General features: G+C 72.9%; 29 protein-coding genes and 1 pseudogene. 13 read left to right on the plus strand and 17 right to left on the minus strand.

Annotated elements, in window-relative coordinates; translation table 11 throughout:
- Positions 1-54: 54 nt before the first annotated feature.
- Positions 55-2,535 (plus strand): helicase-associated domain-containing protein, encoded by a 2,481-nt coding sequence (locus EV374_RS04865; protein WP_132231952.1) that lies wholly within the window; start codon positions 55-57, stop codon positions 2,533-2,535.
- Positions 2,536-2,545: 10 nt separating this feature from the next.
- Here the strand turns inward: EV374_RS04865 and EV374_RS04870 are convergent, their stop codons facing one another.
- Together EV374_RS04870 and EV374_RS04875 are read right to left on the minus strand one after the other, a co-directional pair.
- On the minus strand, positions 2,546-2,794 hold the full coding sequence (locus EV374_RS04870; protein WP_132231954.1) for a hypothetical protein: 249 nt from the start codon (positions 2,792-2,794) through the stop codon (positions 2,546-2,548).
- Between the two features lie 129 nt (positions 2,795-2,923).
- A complete protein-coding gene (locus EV374_RS04875; RefSeq protein WP_132231955.1) occupies positions 2,924-3,817 on the minus strand; it encodes a L,D-transpeptidase family protein in 894 nt (297 codons plus the stop codon).
- Between the two features lie 175 nt (positions 3,818-3,992).
- Between EV374_RS04875 and EV374_RS04880 the strand changes: the two genes are divergently transcribed.
- Positions 3,993-5,672, plus strand: coding sequence for a DNA repair helicase XPB (locus EV374_RS04880; RefSeq protein WP_132231956.1), 1,680 nt, complete (start codon positions 3,993-3,995; stop codon positions 5,670-5,672).
- Between the two features lie 80 nt (positions 5,673-5,752).
- Here the strand turns inward: EV374_RS04880 and EV374_RS04885 are convergent, their stop codons facing one another.
- The 7 genes from EV374_RS04885 to EV374_RS04915 form a co-directional block, all read right to left on the minus strand.
- Positions 5,753-6,106: a hypothetical protein gene (locus EV374_RS04885; RefSeq protein WP_132231958.1), complete on the minus strand. Its 354-nt coding sequence runs from the start codon at positions 6,104-6,106 to the stop codon at positions 5,753-5,755.
- A gap of 52 nt (positions 6,107-6,158) precedes the next feature.
- The gene (locus EV374_RS04890; protein ID WP_132232422.1) at positions 6,159-6,503 is read right to left on the minus strand and encodes a type II toxin-antitoxin system HicB family antitoxin; all 345 of its coding nucleotides are present in this window, start codon (positions 6,501-6,503) and stop codon (positions 6,159-6,161) included.
- A complete protein-coding gene (locus EV374_RS04895) occupies positions 6,503-6,748 on the minus strand; it encodes a toxin HicA (RefSeq protein WP_486485585.1) in 246 nt (81 codons plus the stop codon). The genes EV374_RS04890 and EV374_RS04895 overlap by 1 nt, the downstream gene beginning before the upstream one ends.
- A gap of 109 nt (positions 6,749-6,857) precedes the next feature.
- Complete coding sequence (locus EV374_RS04900) at positions 6,858-7,391, minus strand: hypothetical protein (protein WP_132231960.1); 534 nt, start codon at positions 7,389-7,391, stop codon at positions 6,858-6,860.
- An 82-nt stretch (positions 7,392-7,473) separates the two neighbouring features.
- Positions 7,474-8,022: a carboxymuconolactone decarboxylase family protein gene (locus EV374_RS04905; protein WP_132231962.1), complete on the minus strand. Its 549-nt coding sequence runs from the start codon at positions 8,020-8,022 to the stop codon at positions 7,474-7,476.
- 91 nt (positions 8,023-8,113) lie between these two features.
- A complete protein-coding gene (locus tag EV374_RS04910) occupies positions 8,114-8,662 on the minus strand; it encodes a carboxymuconolactone decarboxylase family protein (RefSeq protein ID WP_132232426.1) in 549 nt (182 codons plus the stop codon).
- Positions 8,663-8,833: 171 nt separating this feature from the next.
- A complete protein-coding gene (locus EV374_RS04915; protein ID WP_132231964.1) occupies positions 8,834-9,043 on the minus strand; it encodes a winged helix-turn-helix domain-containing protein in 210 nt (69 codons plus the stop codon).
- A 69-nt stretch (positions 9,044-9,112) separates the two neighbouring features.
- Between EV374_RS04915 and EV374_RS04920 the strand changes: the two genes are divergently transcribed.
- Positions 9,113-9,373, plus strand: a complete 261-nt coding sequence (locus EV374_RS04920) for a hypothetical protein (protein WP_132231966.1) — start codon at positions 9,113-9,115, stop codon at positions 9,371-9,373.
- A 63-nt stretch (positions 9,374-9,436) separates the two neighbouring features.
- Here the strand turns inward: EV374_RS04920 and EV374_RS04925 are convergent, their stop codons facing one another.
- Positions 9,437-9,931: a hypothetical protein gene (locus EV374_RS04925; protein WP_132231968.1), complete on the minus strand. Its 495-nt coding sequence runs from the start codon at positions 9,929-9,931 to the stop codon at positions 9,437-9,439.
- 62 nt (positions 9,932-9,993) lie between these two features.
- Entirely contained in the window at positions 9,994-10,908 is a 915-nt protein-coding gene (locus tag EV374_RS04930; RefSeq protein WP_132231970.1) for an RNA polymerase sigma-70 factor, read from the minus strand.
- Positions 10,909-11,075: 167 nt separating this feature from the next.
- Between EV374_RS04930 and EV374_RS04935 the strand changes: the two genes are divergently transcribed.
- Positions 11,076-11,561 (plus strand): carboxymuconolactone decarboxylase family protein, encoded by a 486-nt coding sequence (locus EV374_RS04935; RefSeq protein WP_132231972.1) that lies wholly within the window; start codon positions 11,076-11,078, stop codon positions 11,559-11,561.
- A gap of 86 nt (positions 11,562-11,647) precedes the next feature.
- Here EV374_RS04935 and EV374_RS04940 read toward each other — a convergent pair whose 3' ends face one another.
- The 3 genes from EV374_RS04940 to EV374_RS04950 form a co-directional block, all read right to left on the minus strand.
- Positions 11,648-12,607, minus strand: coding sequence for a zinc metalloprotease (locus EV374_RS04940; RefSeq protein ID WP_132231974.1), 960 nt, complete (start codon positions 12,605-12,607; stop codon positions 11,648-11,650).
- Positions 12,608-12,859: 252 nt separating this feature from the next.
- Positions 12,860-13,456, minus strand: a complete 597-nt coding sequence (locus EV374_RS04945) for a dihydrofolate reductase family protein (protein ID WP_132231976.1) — start codon at positions 13,454-13,456, stop codon at positions 12,860-12,862.
- A complete protein-coding gene (locus EV374_RS04950) occupies positions 13,457-14,221 on the minus strand; it encodes a TIGR03089 family protein (protein ID WP_486485586.1) in 765 nt (254 codons plus the stop codon).
- Between the two features lie 247 nt (positions 14,222-14,468).
- On the opposite strand from EV374_RS04950, the gene EV374_RS04955 reads away from it, so the two are divergent.
- A complete protein-coding gene (locus tag EV374_RS04955; protein ID WP_132231978.1) occupies positions 14,469-15,629 on the plus strand; it encodes a hypothetical protein in 1,161 nt (386 codons plus the stop codon).
- Positions 15,630-15,735: 106 nt separating this feature from the next.
- Here the strand turns inward: EV374_RS04955 and EV374_RS04960 are convergent, their stop codons facing one another.
- From EV374_RS04960 to ligD (EV374_RS04970), 3 genes are all read right to left on the minus strand, one after another.
- Positions 15,736-17,718: a family 43 glycosylhydrolase gene (locus EV374_RS04960; protein ID WP_132231980.1), complete on the minus strand. Its 1,983-nt coding sequence runs from the start codon at positions 17,716-17,718 to the stop codon at positions 15,736-15,738.
- A 170-nt stretch (positions 17,719-17,888) separates the two neighbouring features.
- Complete coding sequence (gene ligD / locus EV374_RS04965; protein ID WP_132231982.1) at positions 17,889-18,803, minus strand: non-homologous end-joining DNA ligase; 915 nt, start codon at positions 18,801-18,803, stop codon at positions 17,889-17,891.
- The gene (ligD, locus tag EV374_RS04970) at positions 18,793-19,734 is read right to left on the minus strand and encodes a non-homologous end-joining DNA ligase (protein ID WP_132232430.1); all 942 of its coding nucleotides are present in this window, start codon (positions 19,732-19,734) and stop codon (positions 18,793-18,795) included. Before ligD (EV374_RS04970) ends, ligD (EV374_RS04965) begins: the two co-directional genes overlap by 11 nt.
- Before the next feature lie 85 nt (positions 19,735-19,819).
- On the opposite strand from ligD (EV374_RS04970), the gene ku reads away from it, so the two are divergent.
- The 8 genes and pseudogenes from ku to EV374_RS05010 all read left to right on the plus strand — a co-directional run bounded on the left by ku (position 19,820) and on the right by EV374_RS05010 (position 26,080).
- Entirely contained in the window at positions 19,820-20,836 is a 1,017-nt protein-coding gene (gene ku / locus EV374_RS04975) for a non-homologous end joining protein Ku (protein WP_132231984.1), read from the plus strand.
- Positions 20,837-20,927: 91 nt separating this feature from the next.
- Positions 20,928-21,320, plus strand: a complete 393-nt coding sequence (locus EV374_RS04980; RefSeq protein ID WP_132231986.1) for a MerR family transcriptional regulator — start codon at positions 20,928-20,930, stop codon at positions 21,318-21,320.
- The gene (trxA, locus tag EV374_RS04985; RefSeq protein ID WP_132231988.1) at positions 21,290-21,637 is read left to right on the plus strand and encodes a thioredoxin; all 348 of its coding nucleotides are present in this window, start codon (positions 21,290-21,292) and stop codon (positions 21,635-21,637) included. The genes EV374_RS04980 and trxA overlap by 31 nt, the downstream gene beginning before the upstream one ends.
- 82 nt (positions 21,638-21,719) lie before the next feature.
- Positions 21,720-22,364, plus strand: a complete 645-nt coding sequence (locus tag EV374_RS04990) for a DUF4241 domain-containing protein (RefSeq protein WP_132231990.1) — start codon at positions 21,720-21,722, stop codon at positions 22,362-22,364.
- A gap of 88 nt (positions 22,365-22,452) precedes the next feature.
- Positions 22,453-23,140: pseudogene (locus tag EV374_RS04995) on the plus strand (FKBP-type peptidyl-prolyl cis-trans isomerase).
- Positions 23,141-23,312: 172 nt separating this feature from the next.
- Positions 23,313-24,203 (plus strand): SCO6745 family protein, encoded by an 891-nt coding sequence (locus EV374_RS05000; protein WP_132231994.1) that lies wholly within the window; start codon positions 23,313-23,315, stop codon positions 24,201-24,203.
- 46 nt (positions 24,204-24,249) lie between these two features.
- A complete protein-coding gene (locus tag EV374_RS05005) occupies positions 24,250-24,903 on the plus strand; it encodes an HAD family hydrolase (RefSeq protein WP_132231996.1) in 654 nt (217 codons plus the stop codon).
- Between the two features lie 160 nt (positions 24,904-25,063).
- The gene (locus EV374_RS05010) at positions 25,064-26,080 is read left to right on the plus strand and encodes an NADPH:quinone reductase (RefSeq protein ID WP_132231998.1); all 1,017 of its coding nucleotides are present in this window, start codon (positions 25,064-25,066) and stop codon (positions 26,078-26,080) included.
- The last annotated feature ends 113 nt before the right edge of the window (positions 26,081-26,193 follow it).

Raw genomic sequence — 26,193 nt, forward strand, 5'->3', positions numbered from 1 at the left:
AGCCGGACGTCCGAGGGGCGGGAGGACCCCCTGCCGGGCTAGCGTGGAACGACGATGACCACCTCACTCGCCGACCACCTGCGGTCACTTCCCGACGAGTCGCTCGCCGCCCTCCTCCAGTTGCGGCCGGACCTCGTCGTACCCGTGCCGGCCGACGTCTCCGCGCTCGCCACCCGGGCCCAGTCGCGGGTCTCGGTGGCCCGCGCCCTCGACGCGCTGGACCAGTTCACCCTGCTGATGCTCGACGCCGCCCGGCTGACCAGGGACGCGGCCGAGCAGACCACCTCCACCGACGCGGTGCTCGCCATGGCGACCGCCGGGCCGCAGCCGCCCGCCCCCACCACCGTCCGTGCCGCCGTGAACCGGCTGCGCGCGCTCTTCGTGCTGTACGGCCCCGAGAGCGCCCTGCGCGTGGTGGCGAGCGTCGACGAGGTCTCCCCGTACCCCGCGGGCCTGGGTCGACCGGCGACGGAGCTCGGCCCGCGGGCGGCGGCGCTCTGCGCGGACCCGGCGAAGCTGCGGCGGACGCTGCTGGCCGCGCCGCCCTCGGCCCGGGCGATCCTGGACCGGCTGGCCGCCGGTCCACCGGTCGGCAGCGTGCCGGCGGGCGCGTTGCAGGCGCCCCCGCTCGGCGCGGAGGCCGACCTGCCGCCGGACCCGACGAACGGCGGCGTGCCGACCGGCTCGCCGGTGCGCTGGCTCGTCGACCACCACCTGCTGGTGCCGGTCTCCGGCGGCCGGGCCGGCGCCACGGGCACCGTCGAACTGCCCCGCGAGGTCGGCCTGCTGCTGCGCCGCGACAACGGTCCGCTCGGCCCGCTGCGCAGCAGCCCCCCGCCGGTGGCCACCGCGCCGCGCGAGCCGAAGGCCGCCGACTCCGCCGGGGCCGGGCAGACGATGGAGGTGGTACGCCACACCGAGGCGCTGCTGGAGCAGCTCGCCGCCGAACCGGCGCCGGTGCTGCGCTCGGGCGGCCTGGGCGTGCGTGACCTGCGCCGGCTCGCCAAGGCCGTCGGGGTGGACGAGTCGACGGCGGCCCTGCTGCTGGAGGCGGCGTACGCGGGCGGGCTGGTCGGCGAGGTCGACCTGCCCGGGGCCACCACCACCCGGCACGGCGCCGACCAGCAGGTCCTGCCCACCGCCGGGTACGAGGTGTGGCGGGCGGGGACGCTCGCGCAGCGCTGGGAGCAGCTCGCCCGGGCCTGGCTGACCATGACCCGGCAGGCCGGGCTGGTCGGGCAGCGCGACGACCGGGACCGGCCGATCACGGTGCTCTCCGCCGAGGCGGAACGGGCCGGCGCGCCGGCCGCCCGACGGGCCGTGCTGGAGGTCCTCGCCGACCTGGAGCCGGCCACCGGGCCCACCCCGGAGGAGGTGCTGGCCCTGCTCGACTGGCGGGCGCCGCGGCGCAGCCGGGGGCGGGAGGCCGCGCACCGGGAGGTGCTGGTGGAGGCGGCCACGCTGGGCGTGACGGGGCTGGGGGCGCTCACCTCGTACGGGCGGCTGCTGCTCGCCGACGTGACCGCCGCCGACGAGCGGGGCGGCGACGACCCGCTCGGGCTGCGGGCGGACACCGAGAGCGGCGATCCGACCAGCACCGTACGCGCGCTGGACGCGCTGCTGCCCGCCCCGGTGGACCACTTCCTCGTGCAGGCGGACCTGACCGTCGTGGTGCCCGGGCCGCCCGACCCGGCGCTGGCCGCCGAGTTGGAGGTGGTGGCGGAGCACGAGTCGGCCGGCGGGGCCAGCGTGCACCGGGTCACCCCGGCCAGCGTGCGCCGGGCCCTGGACGCCGGCTACTCGGCCGACGACCTGCACGCCCTGTTCCGCCGGCGGTCCCGCACCCCCGTCCCGCAGGGGCTGACGTACCTGGTGGATGACGTGGCCCGTAAGCACGGCGGGCTGCGCGTCGGCTCCGCCGGGGCGTACGTGCGCAGCGACGACGAGGCACTGCTGACGGAGGTGCTCGCCGACCGGCGGCTGGAGCCGCTGGCGTTGCGCCGGCTGGCGCCGACGGTGCTGTCGACGCCGTACCAGGTGGGTCGGATGCTGATGGTGCTGCGTGACGCCGGGTACGCCCCGGTGCCGGAGGACGCGAGCGGGTCGGCGGTGCTCGCCCGCCCGAAGAACCGGCGGGCGCCGGCCCGGGTGCCGGTGACGACCCGGACGCTCGACCCGCTGACCACACCGAAGCTGGCCATGCCCCGCCTGCTCGGCGTGGTGGAGCAGATCCGGCGGGGCGACGCGGCGGCGCGGGCCGCGCGACGGGCGCCGGCCGTGGTCCGGGGCGGGGTCGGGCGCACCGGTCCGGCGCCGGTGCCCTCCCACAGCGACGCCCTCGCGGTGCTCCAGCAGGCGATCCGGGACCGGGCGCGGGTCTGGGTCGGGTACGTCGACGCGCACGGGGCGACGGCGTCCCGGCTCGTCCGGCCGGTCTCGATGGGCGCGGGTTACCTGCGCGCCGAGGACGATCGGACGGAGATGCTGCACACGTTCGCCCTGCACCGGATCACGGCGGCGGTGCTGGAGGACTGAGCGGGTCGGGTCAGCGCCGGCTGCGGCGTACGGTCCCGATGACGGAGACGATCAGCAGCAGCGCGAACCCGGTGCCGACCGACTCGCCGACCGAGGCGACGAAGCCCTGCTGGAGCACCAGCCAGCCGAAGAGGAACCAGCCGAATAGCACCACCCCGGCGACCGCGTACGCGACGACCGTGGCGGTGGAGACTTCCTCGGCGGGGGACGGGTCGCGCTCGAGCGTGTGTTCCCGGGCCACTTCGCGATCGACCGTCATCTCCGACCTCCCCGTCCGGTGCGACGTCTGGCATCCAGCGTGACACCCCGGTGGCGGGAGTGACAGGGGATAAAACCCGGATCGGACGAGTTGTGCGATCTCGGAGACGTGCCGGGGCGGTCGGGCGGCTCAGGTGCCGGGGCGCCGCCCCACCAGCACCACCTTGCTGCCGACCTTGCCCAGCTCCCAGTAGCGGACGGCGTCGCCGGGCAGCAGGTTGACGCAGCCGTGCGAGCCGATCGACTTCTCGTGCAGGTAGGTCGTGGTCTGGTGGAAGCCCATGCCCTGGGTGAAGTGCTGCCAGTACGGCAGCCACACCTCGTACGGGTCGGACCACTCCTTGACGTTGCGGTAGTTGATCGTGAACGTGCCGGCGGGGGTGCGGTAGCCGGGCATGCCCGTGCGGGTGACGGTCGGCTGCACGAGCACCTTGCCGTTGCGCATGACCCAGGTGGTCTGCCGGGTCAGGTCGATGCAGAAGGTGGTGCCCGAGCCGGCCCGGCAGCGCGCCGTGTCGGTGGTGGCGAGCCGCTTCGCCACGTCGTACGTCGTGGGCCCGGCGCGGCCGTGGGCGGGGCGGATGTCGTACCGCTTCTGGAACTTCCTGATGGCGTCGCAGTCGGCGGCGGACTGCCGGCCGTCGACTGTCACCCGCCCGAACCCGCCCAGCCGGGCCAGGTATGCCTCCACCTCGCGCTGGTGCTCGCCCTGCGGGCACCCGGCGACGGACGGCGACGCGGTGGGCTTCGTCGCGGGGCGCGTCGGCCTCACCGTCGGGCGCGTCGGTTGCGGTGTGTTCCGCGTCGGCTTGACCTTGGGCTTCGGCGGCGCCGTGGTCGGCCGCGCCCGCTGGTCCGGCCCGGGCGCGCCGCTCGCCCCCGTTGCCCGCTCCGCAGCCCCGGCCGCGACGGGTCCCCCGCCCCCACCGCCACCGGCCTGCGGATCGAACGTGCACGCACCGGCACCGACCAGCGTGACCACTGCCAGGGCGAGCAGCCGGCTGCTGATCCGGACGTGTTTCATGCTGCCTCCCTGACAGGTGTTCCCTTTGCTAGACGTTGCGAGTGCCGCTCCGGTTGCTCCAGGTGACCAGAATTTTCTGCCGTCACCCGGCTGCGTGCAACACTGGTGGGTCGGCCTGGGCGGGTCAGTCGCCTCCCGGACAGCCGGCGACCCGAGGTGGAGGAGAGGCACTGGCGTGAGCGGTGGACCCCTGATCGTGCAGTCGGACAAGACCCTGCTGCTGGAGATCGACCACCCGGATGCGCAGGCGTGCCGGATGGCCATCGCGCCCTTCGCCGAGCTGGAGCGCTCCCCGGAGCACGTGCACACCTACCGGCTGACCCCGCTCGGGCTGTGGAACGCGCGCGCCGCCGGCCACGACGCCGAGGGCGTGGTGGACTCCCTGATCAAGTACTCCCGCTATCCGGTGCCGCACGGACTGCTGGTCGACGTGGCCGAGACGATGGACCGGTACGGCCGCCTCCAGCTCGCCAACGACCCGGCGCACGGCCTCGTCCTGCGGGCGCTGGACCGGCTGGTGCTGATCGAGGTGGCGAAGAGCAAGAAGCTCGCCGGGATGCTCGGCGCGAAGCTCGACGACGACACGTTCGCGGTGCACCCGTCGGAGCGGGGCCGGCTCAAGCAGGCGCTGCTCAAGCTCGGCTGGCCGGCCGAGGACCTGGCCGGCTACGTCGACGGCGAGGCGCACCCGATCGAGCTGGCCGAGGCCGGCAAGGACGGCCGCAAGCCGTGGACGCTGCGGTCGTACCAGCGGGAGGCCGTGGAGGCGTTCTGGGCCGGCGGGTCGGGCGTCGTGGTGCTGCCCTGCGGCGCCGGCAAGACGCTGGTCGGGGCGGCGGCGATGGCCGAGGCGAAGGCGACCACCCTGATCCTCGTCACGAACACGGTGGCGGGCCGGCAGTGGAAACGCGAGCTGATCGCGCGCACGTCACTGACCGAGGAGGAGATCGGCGAGTACTCGGGCGAGCGCAAGGAGATCCGCCCGGTCACCATCGCCACGTACCAGGTGCTCACCTCGCGCAAGAAGGGCACGTTCACCCACCTGGACCTGTTCGGGGCCCGAGACTGGGGCCTGGTCGTCTACGACGAGGTGCACCTGCTGCCCGCGCCGATCTTCCGCTTCACCGCGGACCTCCAGGCCCGTCGCCGGCTGGGCCTCACGGCGACGCTGGTACGCGAGGACGGCCGGGAGGGCGACGTGTTCAGCCTGATCGGCCCGAAGCGGTACGACGCGCCGTGGAAGGACATCGAGCAGCAGGGCTGGATCGCCCCGGCCGAGTGCACCGAGGTACGCGTGACGCTCACCGACGCGGAGCGCATGTCGTACGCGACGGCGGAGGCCGAGGAGCGCTACCGGATGGCGGCCACCGCCCGCACGAAGCTGCCCGTGGTGAAGGCGCTTGTCGACCGGCACCCGGACGACCAGGTGCTCGTCATCGGCGGCTACATCGACCAGCTCCACCAGCTCGGCGAGTACCTGGACGCGCCGATCGTGCAGGGCTCCACGACGAACAAGGAACGGGAGCGGCTCTTCGACGCGTTCCGCTCCGGCGAGATCCGCACCCTGGTCATCTCGAAGGTCGGCAACTTCTCCATCGACCTGCCCGAGGCGGCCGTGGCGATCCAGGTATCGGGCACGTTCGGCTCCCGGCAGGAGGAGGCGCAGCGGCTCGGCCGGGTCCTGCGACCGAAGGCCGATGGTCGGCAGGCGCACTTCTACACGGTCGTCTCCCGCGACACCATCGACACCGAGTACGCCGCCCACCGGCAGCGCTTCCTCGCCGAGCAGGGGTACGCGTACACGATCGTCGACGCCGACGACGTCCTCGGCCCGAAGCTGCCCACGGTCGACTGACCTCCGGGGCCCGATACACCTCGCGCTCGCTGTAGAGCTGATGTCGTAAACGACTCAGCCGTGGGTGCCTCCGGCCGGACCTAGTCGTCGTGTACTGGCCGGAGGTGCTCCGACTGTGGGTCGTAGCAGACAAGTCCATGCCTGTCGGCCAGCAGGGCGGCCTCGGCCGACAGCTTCCCAGCCAGCCCGTAAGGCATGGTCAGGTAGATCATCGGACCGGAGGCGTCGTTAAGCAGCGCCCCCCAGCCGGAGGACCTGCCTTCGGTCATGACGGCCCAACGCTCAGCCAGCGCTTCGGCATAGGCAAGGATGCTCGGCGTCGGGGCGCGCTCCTCACCCTCCATGTACTCCTCATAGAGCCTTTCGTAGACAACGCCACCCTCTCCGTCGTCGCCAGGCTGCACACCCTCCCACACCGCCAGGTCGTAACTCATTTCGGCAGTCTGTCAGCCACGCAGCAGGAGGCGGCGAAGGCCAACCTCGACCTCAGGCGGCTCGGAGCTTGCGGAGGACGTACTGGTTGAGGCTCATGCCGTCCTCGGCTGCCTGGATGGCGAGTTCCCGGTGCAGGCTCTCGCCGACACGCAGGTTGAACTTGCCGGAGTAGCTGCGCTCGGCGAAGGGCTGCGGCACCGCTTCGCCCTGCTCCTGCATGTCCTCGATCACCTCACGCAGTAGATCCTGAAGCCCTTGCAGAGCCTCGATCTGGGAGGAAGCCAGCCAGGAGAGTGAGGGAAACTCGGCGCAGGTGGCGACGAATTCGCGATCCTCGGCGGACCAGGTGACGCGGTAGGTGTAGTGGGTGATCTCGGGGCGGGGGTCGGGCTGCATCACATGGCCTCCTTCTTGTCGACCGCCTTGAGCACTTGCCGGACCTGGTACGCCTTCGCCTTACCTTTGTCGTTCTGGATGTTCACACGTGGGTCGCCGGCCCAGGGCGTCTTGAACACCGCGTGAGAGCTGCCAGCTTGGCGCGGCTTCCCGAAGTAGTGTTCGCATGCCCGATAGAGATCGCCGTATGCGATGTTCTGCTGGTTTGTCCGCATCGCTGCAACGACCTTGTCTATGGACGACACAGGGTGAATGGTACTACGAGCGGTACCACCGGGGCGATCGACTTCCCAGTCTTACGCGATCACCCTCTGGCGCCGCCATCGACACCGAGTACGCCGCCACCGACGGCGGTCACCCGACGGGCAGGAAATCGACCGCGGCCGCGAGAAGGTTGCGCAAGTCCTGCTCCGCGCCTGGAGGAAAGTTCCGGGGTTCAACCAGTTGGTAGGTCACGCGTACCTCGTAGTCGCCGTCGACCCAGGCGCAGCCATCGATGCGTGCCTCACCGTTCGCCCAGGGAGAGATCACCAGACACGAGGCGTCACCGGGCCCGCCGGACGTCGGCTTGGCCCCGATCTCGGCGCACTGTCGGGCCTGCCAGCCGCCGTCGTACGTCTCGTTGCCGTCGACCGCGACCGTCACCTCCAGGTCGCCGCGCAGGGAACCGGTGCCGGCAGTGAGGTCGACGTCGCAGCTCTTACTACCGCTGCCGTCGCCCAACTGCTCTCGGGGCTCCCGCTTCGAGCCGGGGGCGAGCCGATCCAGCACCTCGCCGGTGATCAATTCGCACGGATCGGGAAGTGCCGCAGGCGCGGCGGGACCACTTCCGCATCCGGCCACACCCACCGTCAGGACACCGACAGCCAGCACCGCGCAGGCGCGCAAACTCGCAGTGTGCATGATCCAATCAACTGACCGCGAGATGCCCGGTCGCCGTCCCAAGCGGCGTACGGGTTGAGAACCAGACTCAGACCGTGTTGCGGTAGCCGGCGCTGATGACCCGCCGGGCCGTCTCGTCGTAGTACTTCGGGTCGCTCGGGGCGAACGTGCCGAGGCCGTCAACATACCGGTTGACCATGCAGAAGGCCGCCGCGATCAGCACCGTGTCGTGGATCTCCTCGTCGGTGGCGCCCCCGGCGCGGGCCGCCCCGACCAGCTCGGGGGTGACGCTGCGTCCACTGCGTTGCACGGCCCCGGCGATGTGCAACAGGGCGCGCAGCTTGGCGCCGAGCGGGGCGCTGTCCAGGTCGGCGCGTACCTGGTCGACCAGGGTGATGCCCTCGTCGAGCAGGGCGCCGGCGAACGCCGAGTGCGCCGAGCAGCAGTAGGTGCACTCGTTCAGGCCGGAGACGTACGCGGCGATCAGCTCGCGGTCGGCCGTCGGCAGGCTGAGCGGCCCGCGCAGCAGGGTCTCGGCCAGTTCCAGCATCGGCTTGCCGGTCACCGGCCGGTACTTCAACGGGCCTCGGACCCCGGGAAACTCGTTCTCGTCCACGCCCAGGTCGATGTGTGCCAAGACGTCACGCCCCCATTCGGCTAGCGGCCTGATGCTCCGGGTTCTGCTCGTGGGCAGGCGGTTCGGTCCGGTGGCGCCGGTCGGATCGTGGTCAGACGACCTGGCGGTAGCCGGCGTGGACGATGCGCTCGGACGCCTTCGCGTACCACCCGGGGTCGGCCGCCGGTCGGGTGCCGAGGCCGTCGACGTACCGGTTGAACATGCAGAAGGCCGCCGCGATCAGCACCGTGTCGTGGATCTCCAGGTCGGTGGCGCCCCCGGCGCGGGCGGCCTCGACCAGTTCGGGGGTGACCGCACGTCCGCTGACCTGGACGGCGCCCGCGATGTGCAGCAGGGCACGCAGTTTCGCGGAGACCGGCGCGCTGTCCAGGTCGGCGCGTACCTGGTCGACCAGGGTCATGCCTTCGTCGAGCTGCGCCGCCGCGTACGCCGAGTGCGCCGAGCAGCAGTAGGTGCACTCGTTGCGGCCGGAGACGTACGCGGCGATCAGTTCCCGTTCCCCGGCTGTGAGCGGGTGTGGCCCCCGCAGCAGCACCTCGACCAGTTCCAGCAACGGTCGACCGGTCTCCGGCCGGAAGCTCAACGGCCCACGGATGCCCGGGAACTCGGCCTCGTCCACCCCTAGTTCGATGTGTGCGATGGGGTCACTCTCCCGGATCCGACGGTCCCTGATCGCGCCTACCAATCGAACCTAGTAAATCGATTGCGGCATCTCAAGAGCATGTTGCGCACCGACGGGTCATATCCATGAGGGATGCTCGCCGGACCGCCGGAGCCTGAGCGAGGACAGCGGCCCGCCCGAGCGACACGCTCAGGGCCGGGTGGACTCCGCGACGAAAACGCCGCGCCCCGGACGACCAACGAGCACACCCTGCCCCCGCAACCTCGCCACGGCGCGGCTGATCGTCGACTGCGAGACGTCATACTCCGCCGCCAGCACCCGACCGGAGGGTAGCTGCGAGCCGGCCGGATACGCCCCATCCTTGATCTTTTTCAGCAGATCGGCGAGTAGCTCGTCCATCGCGGGCGGAATAGGCACGTCGGGCCCCTTGCAGTCGGTTGGCCGCCCAGTATCGATCAGGCTGGACCGATGACCGACCGCTGGGTGATCCACCTGCCGGTCACCGCGCCCGACCTGCTCCGGGCCCGGATCCTCGCCCGGACCGCCGCCCGCGTGCTGGCCCGGCTCAGCGCCCGCGTCGAGCCCGGCGGGGTCACCGTCTCGGCCGAGGACCAGCAGGGCGTACGACACTGGGTCTTCTGTGACCGGCCACTGCCCGGCAGCGCGCGGTGTGCGCTGCCCACCGACCACCTCTCGCCCTGCACGAGGCGGGTCCGGCCGGGCATCTGATCCGTAGTTGGTGAACCAGATCGGGAGCTTCCGCCCCAGATCGACGCGTGAGAACTGCCGTGCTCACCGTGGCCCGGATGCCGACTTCTCGATGTGCGGGCGGTTGCGGGTCGCACTGGTACGGACGTGCGTCACGTACTCGCTGGGTGCGGCTGGACCGCAAGACAGCAACCACGTTGCTGCGATCACCGTCAGAACCAGAGCTGGACCGGCGACGACCTCTGTTACGACAGCCCAGGCCGGAAACGGGCCACCGTCGTTCGGGACGCTCACGAGAAAGCCGCCATATGCCGACCGGACGAGGATCGGACCGGTCCACAGATAAAGCAGGGCGCGGCCGGGCCTGACCCGGTGACGAACCAGCAGCCCACCGGCGGCGAACAGAACGGCCGCACCGGTCACCGAGGTAACCACCAGCATCAGCAGCAGGACGACATCCAATCCGCCGCCGTACATCGCCTCCGCGTCAAGCGCGTCACGAAGGACGATGCGGGCTCCGCTTGCTGATTGCGCGAGAGCCAGCGCACCACCGGCGAACAGCAGGAGGGAAGGACGCACGGGGCACGCTACCAAGCTGGACCGGGATCGAACCGCGTCCATGGTGGACGAGGATTTCCGGCTCACCGGCTCAGGACGGTCTCCCGTTCCATGTGGGACAGCTTCTCGGGATTGCGTACGGCGTAGATTCCGGTGATGAGGCCGCCGTCGATGCGCACGGCCAGGACCGTGTCCATCTCACCCTCGAGTTGGACGATCAGCGCCGGGTGGCCGTTGACCTGTGTCGGCCGCCACGACGTGCTGTCCGCGACCTTGCCCCACCCGCCGGCCAGCAGGCGGGCCACCTTGTCGGCTCCGAGGATGGGCCGCGGGACTGCCTGCTTGATGCCGCCACCGTCGCCGAGCAGGACCACGTCCGGCGCGAGGATGTCGAGCAGGCCCTGCAGGTCGCCGGTCTCGACCGCCCGCTGGAACGCGTCGAGCGCGTACCGGGTCTCGGCCGCGGAGACGACGCGGCGGGGCCGGCGCGCCGCGACGTGTGCCCGTGCCCGGTGGGCGATCTGCCGGACAGCGGCGGGGTTCTTGTCGACGGCTTCGGCGATCTCGTCGTAACCGAGGTCGAACACCTCGCGTAGCACGAACACCGCCCGTTCGGTCGGCGCCAGCGTCTCCAGCACCAGCAGCATCGCCATCGAGACGCTCTCGGCCAGCGCGACGTCCTCGGCGACGTCCGGAGCGGTGAGCAGCGGCTCGGGCAGCCAGGGGCCAACGTAGGACTCCCTGCGGCGGCTGAGCGTACGCAGTCGGACGAGTGCCTGGCGGGTGGTGATCCGGACCAGGTAGGCGCGCCGGTCCCGGACCGTGCCCAGGTCGACGCCCGCCCACCGCAGCCAGGTCTCCTGGAGGACGTCCTCCGCGTCAGCGGCCGAGCCGAGCATCTCGTACGCGACGGTGAAGAGCAGGTTGCGGTGGGCGAGGAACGCCTCGGTGGCCGGGTCCGGGCGATCGTCGGCGGCGGTCTGCGGCGTACCCACCATGGGTGGCTCCTGTTCCTCGCGACTGCGTCACCCATCAGATGCCGGACCGGACCGTTCTGTGACACCTCCGGTTGTGGCAGTCGTCACCCCGGCAGCGCCGTCACACGGCGCTGCTCGCCGGCATCTCGTGTTCGTCCACCCGAACACCAGGAGTGAAGGACGGAAGCATGGACGCCCGATTCAACTTGTTCGACAACGAGATCGCCGGGAAGTTCGCCAAGCGGTTCGCGAACGCCGGCCTGGTGATCCAGCAGTCGCCGCTGCCCAAGGCCACGCAGGAGTTGGTGTCGCTGCGGGCCAGCCAGATCAACGGCTGCGGCTGGTGCATCGACATGCACACCAAGGAGGCCGCAGCGGCCGGCGAGAGCGCGGTCCGGCTCAACCTGGTCGCCGCCTGGCGCGAGTCCACCGTCTTCACCGAGGCCGAGCAGGCCGCGCTGGCGCTCGCCGAGGAGGGTACCCGGCTCGCCGACGCCTACCAGGGCGTGTCCGACGAGACCTGGGCCGAGGTGCGCAAGCACTACGACGACGATCAGGTCGCCGCGCTGGTCGCGCTGGTCGCCCTGATCAACGCGGCCAATCGGCTCGCCGTGATCGTGCACCAGCGGGGCGGTTCCTACCAGCCGGGCATGTTCGCCGCCGCGTTCGACTGAATCGAGATCCGCCCCGGCCCGGGATCAGCCGGTCCGGGGCCGACGGTGGCGGCCGGTCGACGACCGGCCGCCACCCGCGCCCTGCGTCAGCCGGCGCCGCCGGCCCGGAACGCGACCCAGGCGTCGCTCATCCGGTCCGCCTGACCCGGCGTGAACATTTTCATGCAGGAGTCCTGCGTGTAGTCCATGAAGTTGTGGATCGGGTCCAGCCCGGGTGCGGTGCAGGTGTCCGCGCCCACCGGGCAGTTGAACTGCGGCGCCGCCTCGCGCGGGGTGTCCGCGACGAAGTCGCCGGAGGCGGAGCAGCCGTGCGCGAAGGTGTGCTCCAGCATCAGCCAGTGCCCGACCTCGTGCGTCAGCGTGTCGCCGAGGGCGTACTTGCCGGCCGTGCCGCCCGGCATCGACTCGTCGAGCATGACCACGCCGTCGATGTAGTCGCGGCCGTTGTTGTAGCCCTTCGGGAAGTACGCCCAGCCGAGGAGCCCGTCGCCGATGTTGGCCGCGTACACGTTGAGGGTCTCGGAGTCGCCGGTGTACAGCGCCTTCTTCATGTCGCGCTCGTTCTTGCCCGGCACGACGGTGTACCAGTCGCTGTTCACCGTCCACGTCGTGTCGACGAGGTCGAACCGGAACGGCGTGTCGGAGGCGTTGGCGGCGGTACGGCCCGCGAACGAGTCGTTGAGCACCTTCATCTGGGCCGCGATCAGGGTGTTCCACCTGGTCGTCTCGGCTGCGGTGAGCGGGTGGTCGGAGATCATGTGGAAGACCGTCGGCACGGTGACGCTGCCGTTGGCCAGGCGCGGGGCGTCCTTGATGACGCCGTAGGCGTTCGCCTCGTTCTTGGCGTAGAGCTCCGGCTCCTTGGCCGTGGCGCCCTCGGCGAGCCGGGCCGCGCCGTGCCCGTGGGCGTCCGGCTCGCACTCGGCCGCGCCCGGGGAGACGGGCACGGGCGCCGCCGACACCGCGCCGTAGGCGCCGCCGGACGCCAGAAGCGTCGCGGCGGTGGCGGTGAGGACCGCGAGTCGGAAGATGGGTCTCCTGTGCATCGGTGCACCTTTCAGGAGTACGGAGGCGGTGCGAAGTCGACGCGGGGTTGTCATGACCAGGGTCGATGACGTCGTCTCCCCGGTATGAGACCACGTCGATCGCGCATGCAACAGACCTGCGGAAAGGGCCTGTTCTCCCTGTAACGCCACGGGGCCGGGGAGCGCTGATCGAAGGCGCGCGGGGCGTTCCGCGGCCCGCGCCGCGCCTGTTCGGGGCGTACCGGAAGAGGCTCGTTTCGTCCTTTCGGACGGTTACTGTCGGCGGACCCGGTAGTAGAGGTGGGTGACCCGGTCGCCCTCGACGACCGTCGGGTCGGACAGCTCGACGGGGGCGTCGCGGACGTGGTCGAAGAACGGCACGCCGTCGCCGAGCAGCACCGGCACCAGGTTGACCCGGATCTCGTCGAGCAGCCCGGCCGCCAGGCACTGGCGGGCGATGCTGCCGCCGTTGACCGCGACCCAGCGGTCGCCGGCCAGCTCCCTGGCCTGCGCGACGGCGGCCTCCACGCCCTCGGTGACGAAGGTGAACGGCGCGCCCGGCCGGGGCCAGCCGTCCGGCACGCGGTGGGTGACGACCACGACGGGCTTGTCCATGGGGTGCCGGCCGTCCCAGGCGTCCACGAGGTCGAACAGCCGCCGGCCGACGACCAGGGCGCCGGTGTCGTCCAGGGTGTGCCGCAGGTGCCCGGCGCTCGCCTGCGAGGTGCGGAACGTCATCTCCGCCTTGGCGGTGGCGGTGGCGACGTCGCCGTTGCCGTACCAGTGGAAGAGCTGGTCGAAGCCGCTTTCGCCCGGGCCGGCGATGTAGCCGTCCAGCGACATGCTCGCCTCGGTGTAGATCCCGGCCATCTACAGCACCCGGGTGATCTGCTCGGCGGCGATCCGGGCGTCCGACCGGGCCGGGTCCAGGTTGGCGCAGAGCACCACCGACGCGCCGACGGCCAGCGGCGCGAGCAGCCAGTACACGGGCTGCTCGTGCTCGGCGACGTCGACCAGCAGCCGGTCGCCCGCCCGCAGGTCGAGCCGCTCCGCGACGGCCAGCGCGACGCTGCCCCACTCGCGGTAGCTGGTGCCGTCGGGGCTGGCGGCGTCGGCGCTGGTCAGCGGGGCGGACGCGGGCAGCGCGTCGGTGTGCCGGCCCACCTCGGCCAGCCAGTCCCGGTATTCCTCGGGGGCCGGGGCGCGCGGGGTGACGCCGAGGCCGAGGACGAAGCGGTGCCGCGCCTCGGGCACGTCCTCCAGCCAGTCGTCGAGCCGCTCGGCGCTCACGAAGACGGCGTCGTACGGCTCGTCGGCACCCGGCTCGACCGGCGGCAGGCCGGCGGTCGCCCGGGGTCGGAAGGACACCGCCACCCCGGCCGACCAGGCGCCCAGCAGCACGGCGGCGCTCTGCCAGTGGGCCGGGAGCAGCACGGCTGCCCGGTCGCCGACGCCCAGCCCGCAGCCCTCGCGCAGCAACCCGGCGGCCCGCGCCGCCCAGCCGCCCAGCTCCGTCGCGGTCAGGTCCACCCGCTCACCGGTCGCGTCGTCGAGGTAGGTGAGCAGCGGCCGGTCGACCTCCGCCGCCCGGCCCCCGGTCAGCGGCTCCCGGACGAGGGCATCGGTCATGTTCATGTCGCACTCCTCGGCAGGCTGCGGTCAGCCTACTCAACGGGCTACGGGCCGGTAGGGCACCGATGCGCGGTTCCGGGCACCCGCGCGGACACCCAGGGGCACCGCGCGGGCACTGGCACCGCACCGGACGTCACACTCCCGGGCGCGGTGGTTCGGGCAGGCGGCGCCGCCGCACCGGTACGGGCATTGACCGGCGTTGCCACACTCGTGGCGCGGACGGTCCGCCGAGGCCCAGGGAGGCTGCGTCATGCAGACAGACGAACGTGTGCCCCGGACCCGGCGGGGCGGGACGCTGCGGGGCGCCGTGGCTCTGGCGGTGCTGCTCGCCGGGGCGACGCTGGCCCGGCCGGTGCCCGCCGTGGCGGACCCGCTGCCGGGCCCCGACCCCACGGTCACCGCCACGGTCTGGGCGCACGCCCCGACCACGACCGAGTACCGCATCACCGGCGGCTACAGCGCCCACTCCGGCGACGGCGACGTCGTGGTGCGGCGGACCGGCACCGGGGCGTACACGGTGGCGCTGGAGGGGGCGGCGACCAGCGGCGGGGTGGCCCACGCGGTGGCGTACGGGGGCGGGCCGGTTCTCTGCACGGTGGCGAGCTGGTACCGCAGCCCCATCGGCGCCCCCGACCTGCTGATCCAGGTGCGCTGCTTCGCCGCGACCGGCAGCCCGGCGGACAGCCGCTTCGTGGCCACCTTCACGAACGTCCGGCAGGTCGGCCAGGGCCGGCTGGCGTGGTTCGTCACCGACCAGGCGCAGCCGACCGGCGTACGCACCCTGCCCGCCGCCTACCGGTACGACTCGACCGGCGGGACGGTCGCCTACGAGCGCCTCGACAAGGGCCGGTACCGCTTCCTGATGAACCCGAACCCGCCCAGCGAGGGCGGAGCGATCTTCCCGATGGCGCACGTGACCGCGCTGGGCGGCACCGCAGTGCACTGCCAGCTCGATCCGCCGGACGGGTGGGTGGTCCACTGCGCGAACGCCGCCGGCATGCCGGTGGACGCCCGCTTCGTGGTCACGTACGGCTCCCGGGTGGACCTCCTGGGCCGCGCGTTCGGGCCGCGCTTCGCCAGCGGCGTGTTCCACGGTGAGAACGTCAGCGGCACCTGGATCGGCGGCGAGAGCTACAACTCGACGATCCCGGGCTTCGGCGGCGCGACGGGCACGGTGCTCGGCACCGGCCGCTACCAGGCGCGCTTCGCCGGCACGGGCACCGGTTACGGCACCGCCTTCGTGAACTCGTTCGTGACCAGTCTCCAGCGTCCGCCGCGCGGCTACTGCGTACTGGCCGGGTGGTCCCCGTCCGGGGCGGACACCGTCGTCTCGGTCAACTGCTACACCTGGCTGGGCGTGCCGGCCAACCTGAACGCACGGATCTCGTACACCACCTGGCCGGCCGCCTGACCGACCGCCTCGGCGGCCGGGCGACGCCGCCGCGCGCGGGCCCACCCGATGCGGCGCGGCGTCACCCGGGCCGCACCGGCCGGCCGGGGTGACGCCGCCGCGCGGCTCAGGGGGCGACCTGGCCGCCCCACGACGTGGGGACCGCGCCGCCGGCCGGCTGCCAGTGCCGGTCGACGAGCGTCCCGTCGGCGCCCCGGGTGTAGACGTGGGTCTCGTCGCGCCAGGCCAGCGCCACCGGATCGGTGGTGGCGCCGGTGCCGCCGCTGTCGGTGGTCACCGTGCCGCCCGGTCGCCACGACATGCGCCACAGCGTGCCGTCGGCGGAGCGGGCGAACACCTGCTGCGTCTGGCCCTGCCGGATGGCCCAGGGCGTGCCGACGACGTTGCCGCCCCAGTTGTCGGTGAAGACCCGGTCCAGGTCGTGGGAGTAGAAGCGGTGCTCGATGCTGCCGTCGGCGGCCCGGTAGAAGACGTGCTGCTGGTCGCCGAAGGCGAAGCCGGTCGGGTCCGAGTGGACCTTCCCGACGCCGCCCCAGTCGTCCAGCCTGGGCAGGTTGTTCGCGATCTTCGGGTACCAGACCCAGTGGCGCAGGGTGTTGTCGCTGCCGCGCGCGAAGACGTGCTGCTCGTCGTGGAACGCGTACGCGACCGGGTTGCCGACCACGTCGCCGCCGTGCCAGACGTCCCGGCGGACCGTGCCGTCGAGCTCCTGCCACCAGTGGTGCAGCCTGCCGTCGGTGCCGCGGCCGAACACGTGCTTCTGCCCGTTCAGGTAGAGCATGCCGGTCGGGTCGCCGGCCAGGCCCGCGCCCCAGTCCTCCTGGCGGACGCTGCCGCCCGGGGCCCACCACCAGTGCCGCAGGTTCCCCTCGGGGGTACGGGCGAAGACGTGCTGTTCGCCGCCGACCGGGTAGCCCGTCGGCCGGCCCGCGATCGGACCGCCCCAGGTGTCGCGGTGGATCGAGCCGTCGGCCGGCTCCCGCCACCAGTGCGAGAGCATGCCGTCGGGGGTGCGCTCGAAGTGGTGCCGCTGCTCGCCGGAGACGTACCCGCGCGACGCGCCCGGTTCCTGGCTGGCCCACGGGTCCCCGGCGGGCGGCACCTGCGGCGTGCTCAGGGCGACCGGACGGCCGAAGTTCGGCGTGCCGTCGGCGTTCCAGACGACCGGTTGGGCGCGCGTGGTGCGGCCGTCGTAGGTGTACGCCGAGCTGGTCTTGCCGTGGTAGACGATCCAGTCCTGGGTGCCGTCGGGCGAGCGGAAGAAGCCGTTGTGCCCGGGGCCGAAGACGCCGGCCGCGTCGTTGCGGGAGAAGACCGGTCCGGGGTGCTGGCGCCAGTTCGACACCACCAGCGGGTCCGCGCCGTCCGCTATGGACTTCATCCACAGCTGGTAGTCCGGCTTGCCGGTGTCGCAGGCGGAGTAGACGAGGAAGAGCCGCCCCGGGCCGCGCAGGCCGGTCGGCCCCTCGCGTACCTCGTGGCAGCCGCCGTCGGCCGGCAGCGCGACGCGGTTGCCGGTGGTGGTCCACGGCGACGTCATGAGCCGCAGGTAGAGCTGCGCCGGCCCGCCCATCCCCCGGCCGGGGCCCGTCCAGGCGAAGTACGACCGGCCGTTGTGCGTCACCGGCTCGCCGTCGATGGCGTACTCGCCGTAGTCGGCGATCCGCCCCTTGAAGTGGTACGGGCCGAGCGGGTTGTCGCCCTCGGACTCGATGACGTAGTTGCGGTGGTTGGCGTCGACGCCGTCGCTGGCGGTGTAGTAGATGTACCAGCGAGGCCCCTCGGGCCGGACGAAGCGGTGGATCGAGGGGGCCCAGACCTGCTTGTTGCGGCTCGGGTCCGGGTCCCGCCACACCGTCCGCTCGGGCGCGGTGGCCAGGCCCGCCAGCGTCGGGGAGGTCCAGATGCCGATCCGGTCGCCGAGCGTGGTGGACAGGAAGTAGGCGCCGTTGAAGTAGGTCATGGTGGGGTCGGCGCCCCCGTTCAGCTGGCCGCGGAACAGGGTCGAGGCGGCGGCTGGCTGCGCCGGCAGGGCCAGCAGCGGCAGGACGCACGCGAGGGCCAGGAGGCGGGCGATGAGCCGTTTCATGGGCGATCCTCCGACTGGACGCGCGCCGACCTCGGCTGAGATTTCTTTCACGCCGGACGCGAATGTCGTCGGATACTAACAGCCAAAATCATGGCGGTCGATGCGGTCGTCGTCGGAGACGCCTGCTCGTCGGCGTCGGGAGCCGGCGGACGTGGTCCGGTGCCCCGCAGTCAGCGGGCGGGCAGTTCGGGGCCGCCGTCGAGCAGCGGGGCCAGCAGGTCGCCCTGCTTCTCCACCCGCTTGAGCACCTCCCCCGCCGTGTACGGCTTCGTCGCCGGCCGCCTCCCCGCCGCACCCGCCTCGACCTCGTCCCAGGTCAGCGGGGTGGAGACCGACGGCACGGACTGCGCCCGCAGCGAGTACGGGGACACGGTCGTCTTGGCGGCGTTGTTCTGGCTCCAGTCGATGAAGACCTTGCCCGGCCGCAGGTTCTTCGCCATCTTCGACACGACCAGCTTCGGGTGCGCCCGCTCCAGCTCCTGCGCGATCCGCTTGGCGTAGTCGGACACGTGGTCGGAGGACTGGCTGCCGGCGATCGGGCAGCAGAGCTGCATGCCCTTCTTGCCCGAGGTCTTCGGATAGCTGTCGATGCCGTCGTCGGCGAGCCGGTCGCGCATCAGCAGCGCCACCTGGCAGCACTGGCGCAGCGCCGCCGGCGGCCCGGGATCGAGGTCGACGACCATCATGTCGGGGTGCTCGCCGACCTTCCACTGCGGCGTGTGCAGCTCCAGCGCGGCTAGGTTGGCCAGCCAGACCAGGGTGGGCAGGTCGTCGGCGACCACGTAGTCGATGGTGTCCCGGCCCTTGCTGGACCCGGGCGCGGGCAGCGTCTCGGTGCGTACCCAGCCGGGGGTGGCGGCCGGGGCGTTCTTCTCGAAGAAGGAGCCGCCGGTGACCCCGTTGGGGAAGCGGATCCGGGTGAGCGCCCGGTCGGCCAGGTGCGGCAGGAGCACCGGGGCGATCCGGGTGTAGTAGTCGATCACCTCGCCCTTGGTGAACCCGGCCTCGGGATAGAGCACCTTGTCCAGGTTGGACAGCTCCAGCGCGCGCCCCTCCACGTCCACCTTGAACCGTTCAGCCGGCATCGTCGACCTCCTCGGCGGGTTTGTCCGGCCGCAGCCGGAGCACCCGGGGGAACCGCAGTCGCCCGTCCGGGGTGCGCTGGCCGTACTTCACCTCCACCACGACCACGGGTGTTACCCAGATCGCGCCCCGGGCATCCTCGCGCGGCACGTCCCCGGCGAACGGCGACGCGCCGGTGCGCAGCGGCTCCAGCTCGCGGAGCAGTTCCCGCTCGATGGCCGCGCCGATGCCGCCGCCGACGCGCCCCCGGTAAATGAGCCGCCCGTCCGGGCGCGGCACCCCGACCAGCAGGCCGCCGACGCGGCGCGCCCCGGGCCGCCAGCCGCCGACCACGAAGTCGCCGGTGACCTCCAGCTTGACCTTCACCCAGTCCGGCGAGCGCACGCCCGGCCGGTAGACCGAGTCGACCCGCTTGGCCATCACCCCCTCCAGGCCGTGCTCGCCGGCCGCCTCGTAGGTGGCCGGGCCGTCGCCGAAGAGCGGCGACACCGCCCACCGGGCGCCGCCGAGCGCCAGGCCGTCCAGGGCCGCCCGCCGGCGGGCGTACGACCGGCCGGTCAGGTCCTCGCCGTCGAGCCGGAGCAGGTCGAAGATCATGTACGTCACCGGGGCGACCGCCGCCAGCCGGGCGGCCTTGTTCCGGTCGCGCACGTGCATCCGCTCCGCCAGGGCGGTGAACGATGGCTGGCCGGTCTCGCCGAGCAGCACCACCTCGCCGTCGAGCAGCGCGTCGCCCGCCTGCTCGTGCAGGGTGGCCAGCTCGGGGTACGCGGCGGTGATCTCCACGCCGCTGCGGGCATACAGGTGCTGCCGGCCGCCGGAGATGTCGGCGAGCGCGCGGACGCCGTCCCACTTGAACTCGTACGCCCAGCCGGCACCCGCCGGGAGCTGCCCGGTCATCGCGAGCATCGGCTTGAGCGGCGCGCCGGGCACGTCCCGACTGTACTTGCGCACCGAAGCGCTCGCGCGGCCTTCGATCATTTGCGATCCTGGCTGTACCGGCGAGAGGAGCACGGGGATGCGGGCCATCTGGAAGGGAGCCGTCTCGTTCGGGCTCGTCTCCATCGGGGTCAAGCTCTACTCGGCCACCGAGGAGAAGGACATCCGCTTCCACCAGGTGCACCGGGAGGACGGCGGGCGCATCCGCTACAAGCGCACCTGTCAGGTCTGCGGCGAGGAGGTCACCTACGACGACATCGCCAAGGGCTACGACATCGGCGGCGGCGAGATGGTGATCCTCACCGACGAGGACTTCGCCGAGCTGCCGCTGTCCAGCTCGCGCGCGATCGACGTGCTGGAGTTCGTCCCCGCCGAGCAGGTCGACCCGATCCTCTACAACAAGGCGTACTTCCTGGAGCCGGAGGGCACCGCCACCAAGCCGTACCTGCTGCTGCGCGACGCCCTCACCGACTCGGAGCGGGTGGCGATCGTCAAGGTGGCGCTGCGCCAGCGGGAACAGCTCGCGACACTCCGGGTCCGCGAGGGCGTGCTGCTGCTCAACACCATGCTCTGGCCGGACGAGATCCGGAAGCCCGACTTCGGCTTCCTCGACGAGGACCTGAAGGTCCGCCCGCCGGAGCTGGCGATGGCCAGCTCGCTGATCGACTCGATGGCCGGCGAGTTCGAGCCGGACGCCTTCACCGACGACTACCGGGCGGCCTTGCAGGAGGTCATCGACGCCAAGGTGGAGGGTCGCGAGGTGGTCCAGCCGGAGGAGGTCGAGGAGGCCCCGGCCGCAGCGGTGGACCTGATGGCGGCGCTGAAGGCGTCCGTCGAGCGCGCCCGGTCCGCCCGGGGCGAGGCGCCGGCCGGCGGCGGCGGGGAGCCGACCCCGATCTCGGCCGCCCGCTCCGCGCAGAAGAAGGCCGCCGAGAAGAAGGCGGCGAAGGCGCCGGCCAGGAAGACCGCCGAGAAGAAGGCCGCGCCGAAGAAGGCCGCCGCCAAGAAGGCCGCCCCGAAGAAGGCCGCCGAGGGCGAGAAGAAGCCCGCCGCCAAGAAGGCCGCCCCGAAGAAGACGGCCCGCAAGACGGCCTGACCCCTGGCCAAGGTGCCCTTCCTTTCATCTGAGGTTGCCTTGACGCCGGTGGGAAGGTCTAGCGTCGGTCGGGTCGGACGAGGGAGGTCGGATGCTGATCGGTGAGCTGGCGGAGCGCGCCGGCACGAGCACCCGGGCCCTGCGTTACTACGAGACGCACGGCCTGGTCCGGGCGGCCCGCTCGGCCAACGGATACCGGGTCTACGACGAGGCGGAGCTGCCCGTCGTACGCGAGATCCGGGCGCTGCTGGCGGTGGGTTTCGGCCTCGACGACATCCGCCCGTTCGTCGCCTGCCTGCGGGCCGGCAACGCCTCCGGTCACGTCTGCCCCGACTCGGTGGCCGTGCTGCGGCGCAAGCTGGCCGAGGTCGACGCCGGCATCGACCGGCTGCACGCGGTCCGCCAGGAGTTGCGCGACCAGCTCGCCCACGCCATCACCCAACGGGAGGAAACATGCTCGAGACTGCGCCGGACGGCTCGCTGACCGCCGTCACCGACGACACCTTCGCCACCGTGGTGCTCGCCGCCGACCGGCCGGTGGTGGTCGACTTCTGGGCGGACTGGTGCCCGCCGTGCCGGGCCATCTCCCGCAGCCTCGCCGAACTCGCCGAGGAGTTCGCCGGTCGGCTGGTCGTGGCCACGATCGACACCGACGCGAACCCGACGGCCACCCGCACCTACGGCGTGATGTCCCTGCCCACCCTCCTGGTCTTCCGCCACGGGCAGGTGGTCGGCTCGATCGTCGGCTCCCGCCCGAAGCACCACCTGCGGCAGGGGTTGGTGCGGCATCTCGAGGGCTGAACCGCCGGCCGGCGCGGTGCGGTCTCGCAGGTGCGGATCGCCGCGGGTACGCTCCGCCGGCCCCCGCCGCGAGAGGAACGCCATGCCGTACACCCCCGACCTGGACCGGCTGCTGACACCCGGTGCCCGCTTCGCCGACGAGCACGCCACGTACGTCATGGAGGTGCACGCGCTGGGCGACGTCGTGCTGCCGACGGGGCGGGTGGTCGGCTGCGACCCGGTGGCCTGCCCCGAGGACGAACCGTTCACGGTCGGGGTGGCGCCCGGCAGCTACCCGGCGCGGGCCTGGGTCGCGGTGGTGCGCGGCGAGGACACCGAGGCGGACCGGCGGGTGGCCGCCCTCGAACTGGTGGTCCACGACGAGCCGACGGCCCGCTGGGAGATGGCGTTGGTCGGCGACCAGGACGTCTCGGCCCTCAAGCCGGACGGTTGGTTCGGCTACGGGGTGGACACCGGCATCGGCACCCTGGCCGATCCCACCGCGCTGGCCGCCCTGGAAACGTGGGACGAGGGCGCGGTGACGGACGTCTTCGTCGCGGACGAGCCCGCGGGCGGGCCGGTGCCGGGGCACGTCGCCGCGGTGCTCGACGAGGCGACCGGGGCCAACGTGGTGACGGTCTGGTCGGGCTGGGGCGACGGCTGCTACGGCACCTGGATCGGGCGGACCGCCGACGGCCGGGTCACCTCGTTCGTGACCGACTTCATGGTGGTGCCGGGGCCGGCGTGACCCGTGCGGCGGGAGCGGCCACGGTCGAGGCGGCGCGGTGGGCGGCCGGGCGGGTACCGTGTGCGTCGGCTTTCCCCCCGGCACTCCGATGCCGGCCACCACCTTCGCAGCAGGGAGTCGACGCCGTGAGCGAGCGTACGCAGAACCGGTCCCAGAAGTCGGAGCGGCGGCTGGCCGCCCAGTTGGCCGCGCAGAAGGCGGCCGAGGCGAAGCGCCGCCGGCAGGCCTGGGCCGGCGGGCTCGCCGGGGTCGCCGTGGTCGCGGTGCTGATCACCGTCTTCGTCACGATCGGGCGCAACAGCGACGGCGACAAGGACCAGACGGCCAGCGCCCCCTCGGCCGGCCCGTCCGCCAGCGCCCCCGCCGCCGACGCGCCCCCGGCCCCGCAGCTCCCGGAAGGGGCCGACCCGGCCCTGGGCACCAAGCCGAAGGTCACCGCCGGCGAGGGCGAGCTGAAGAAGCTCGTCGTGACCCCGCTGATCAAGGGCACCGGCCCGGCGGTGAAGAAGGGTCAGACGATCACCACGAACTACGTCGGCGTCTTCTACAAGGACGGCAAGGAGTTCGACTCGTCGTGGAACGGCGGGCAGCCGGCCTCCTTCGCCATCGGCGTCGGCCAGGTCATCCCGGGCTGGGACCAGGGCCTCGTCGGGGTGACCGTCGGCAGCCGCGTGCAGCTCGACCTCCCGGCCAAGCTGGCGTACGGCGAGAACCCCCCCGGCGGCCGTCCCGCCGGCCCGCTGCGCTTCGTCGTGGACGTGCTCGCGGCCCAGTGACCCGCGAACCGGCCGGGTCGAGCTCCGTGACCGGGCCGTTGCCCCGCGATAGCGGCCCGGTTCGCCCGGGATGTCGCCCGTCGTTGATGCAGTAGCCCACAGAGGGCTTCCGGCCCCTCCGCCACCGGCAGTAGGTTCAGCGTCACCCCGGGCGGTCCGACCGTCCGGGGTGATGACCGGACCGGACGCGGAGGTGCACGTGACGGCGCTGGACGACGCGGGGCGGACCGCCCGGGTGTTGTGGACCCACTACGAGCCGGTCCACGCGATCACCTACTTCCACCCCCGCGCCCGGGCCGCCTTCGAGGCGGTCGGGCTGCGGGGATTCTGGCGCGGCTACTTCGCCGGCCGGGCCGCGCCGCTGGGGGCCGCCGAGCCCGCCCCGGTGACGGCGGCGTTCTTCAACTTCGCCCCGCACACGGTGGCGCGGGCGCTGCCGGCCGTCTGGCGGCTGGCCACCCCGCAGGAGGCGCTGCGGGCGCGGCTCACGGGCGCGGTGCAGGCGCTGGCCGAGCTGACCTACGAGCTGCCGGAGTCGCACCTCGTCGAGGCGGCCGAACTGCTGGAGGCCGCCGCCGCCGAGGCGGAGCCCGCCGGCCGGGTGCTGGGCGCCGCCAACGCGGCCCTGCCGCGCGGCGAGTACCCGCTGGCCCGGCTCTGGCAGGCCGCCACCACCCTGCGCGAGCAGCGCGGCGACGGGCACGTCGCCGCCCTGGTCGCGGCCGACCTCGACCCGGTGGAGACGCTGGCCTGGCGGGTCGCGGTCGACATCTCGCCGCTGAACCTGCTCGGGCGCGGCTGGTCGGAGGAGCAGTGGGCCGCCGCCCGCGCCCGGCTGGCCGAGCGGGGCTGGCTCACCCCGGACGGGAAGCCGACCGAGCGAGGTCTCGCCCGGTTCCAGGCGATCGAGGACGCCACCGACGCCGCCGCCGCCCGCCCGTGGCGGACGCTGGGCCAGGAGCGCACCGAGCGGCTGCGGGAGCTGCTCGAACCGATCGCCCGCGCCGCCCACACCGTCATCCCGGAGGGCAACCCGATCGGTCTGCCCGCGCTGCGGAGCTGACCCCCGCCCGCCGGCCCGGACGCCGCCGATGGGGCAGGATGGGTTCGTGGCGGATGCGGTGGTCTTCGACCTGGACGGCGTGATCGTGGACTCCGAGCCGGTGTGGGAGGAGGTCCGGCGGGCGTACGTCGCGGCGCACGGCGGCACCTGGCAGCCCGACACGCAGCGCCGGTTGATGGGCATGAGCACCGGCGAGTGGGCCCGCTACCTGAGCGGTGAGCTGGGCGTCGGCCGCAGCCCCGAGCAGGTCGCCGCCGAGGTGATCGAGGAGATGACCCGGCGGTACGCGGAGCGCGTACCGCTGATCGACGGGGCCGACCAGGTCGTGCGCCGGCTGGCCGAACGGTGGCCGCTGGGGCTGGCCAGCTCGTCGCCGACCCGGCTGATCGGGGCGGCGCTGGCCGCGACGGACCTGACCGGGGCGTTCGGGGCCACGCTGTCGACCGAGGAGACCGAACGGGGCAAGCCGGCGCCCGACGTCTACCTGGCGGTCGCCGAGCGGCTGGGCGTCGACCCGGCCCGCTGCGTGGCCGTGGAGGACTCGTCCAACGGCGTCCGCTCGGCCGCCGCCGCCCGGATGACGGTGGTGGCGGTGCCGCACGGGGCGTACCCGCTGGACCCGGACGCCGAACGCCTGGCGACGCTGCTCCTGGGCACGGTCGGGGAGCTGACCCCGCAGACCGTGGACCGCCTCGGGTAGGCAGCCCCACCGGGCCGGCACGCCACGCCTGACGCGGGCGACCCCGAAGCCAACGCCAGCCCAACCCCGGGCCCACCCGGCCGGCGCGGGCATGAGCGCGGATCCGCCGGGTACCGCAGCCACGGCGCCCCGGCCGGGGCCGCCGGGTGAGGAGACGGGGATGAAGGCGATCGTGTACGAGCGCACCGGCGACGCCTCGGTGCTGCAACTTCTCGACCGGCCGGTGCCGGAGCCCGGCCCCGGCGAGGTCCTGGTGCGGGTGGCGTTCTCCGGGGTGAACCCGACGGACTGGAAGGCCCGCTCGCAGGGGCCGATGCCGGGTGACTGGCAGACGCCCGGGCAGGACGGCGCGGGGGTGATCGAGGCGGTGGGCGAGGGCGTCGACCGGGACCTGATCGGCGAGCGGGTCTGGCTGTGGGAGGCCGCGTGGCAGCGGCCCTGGGGCACCGCCGCCGAGTACACGGTGGTGCCGGTCCGGCAGGCGGTGCCCCTCGGCGACGCCTCCTTCGAGCTGGGCGCCTGCCTGGGCATCCCCTTCCTCACCGCGCACCGCTGCCTGACGGCCGGCGAGTACACGCCGGACCGGCTGCACGCGGGCGCGCTCAGCGACCACACGGTGCTCGTGCAGGGCGGGGCGGGCGCGGTGGGCAACGCGGCCATCCAGCTCGCCCGCTGGGCGGACGCCTGCGTGGTCGCGACCGTCAGCAGCCCGGAGAAGGCGCAGCTGGCGGCGGCGGCCGGCGCGTCCTTCGTGGTCGACTACCGGACGCAGGACGTGGTCGAGGAGGTCCGCAAGATCGCGCCCGACGGGGTGCACACGATCGTCGAGGTCTCCGCGGCGCGCAACGCCGCCGCCGACGTCCAACTGCTCCGGCGCGGCGGGGCGGTCTGCGTCTACGCCGACGACGGCGGGGACGAGGTGACCCTGCCGATCCGGCCGTTGCTGGCACCGAACGCGCGGTTCCAGTTCGTCCTCGTCTACACCGAGCCGAAGGCGGCCAAGGCCCAGGCGGTGGTGGACGTGGCCGCCGCGGCGGCGCAGGGCGGGATCCGGGTGGGCGAGGACGCGGGCCTGCCGCTGCACCGCCACCCGCTCTCGGCGGCCGTCGCGGCCCACGAGGCGGTCGAGAACTCGGTGGTCGGGAAGGTGCTGATCACCACGAGCGGGGACGAGTGACGGCCGGCGGCCGTAAGCCCTCTGAGCTGGGCGGATTTCCCCGTAGTGGGCACAGAGGCGAACAAGCTTCGCAACAATGACGGTGCGGGTACCCCGCATGGAGCGGGCGGCCC

The sequence above is a fragment of the Micromonospora sp. CNZ303 genome (genome assembly GCF_004345505.1).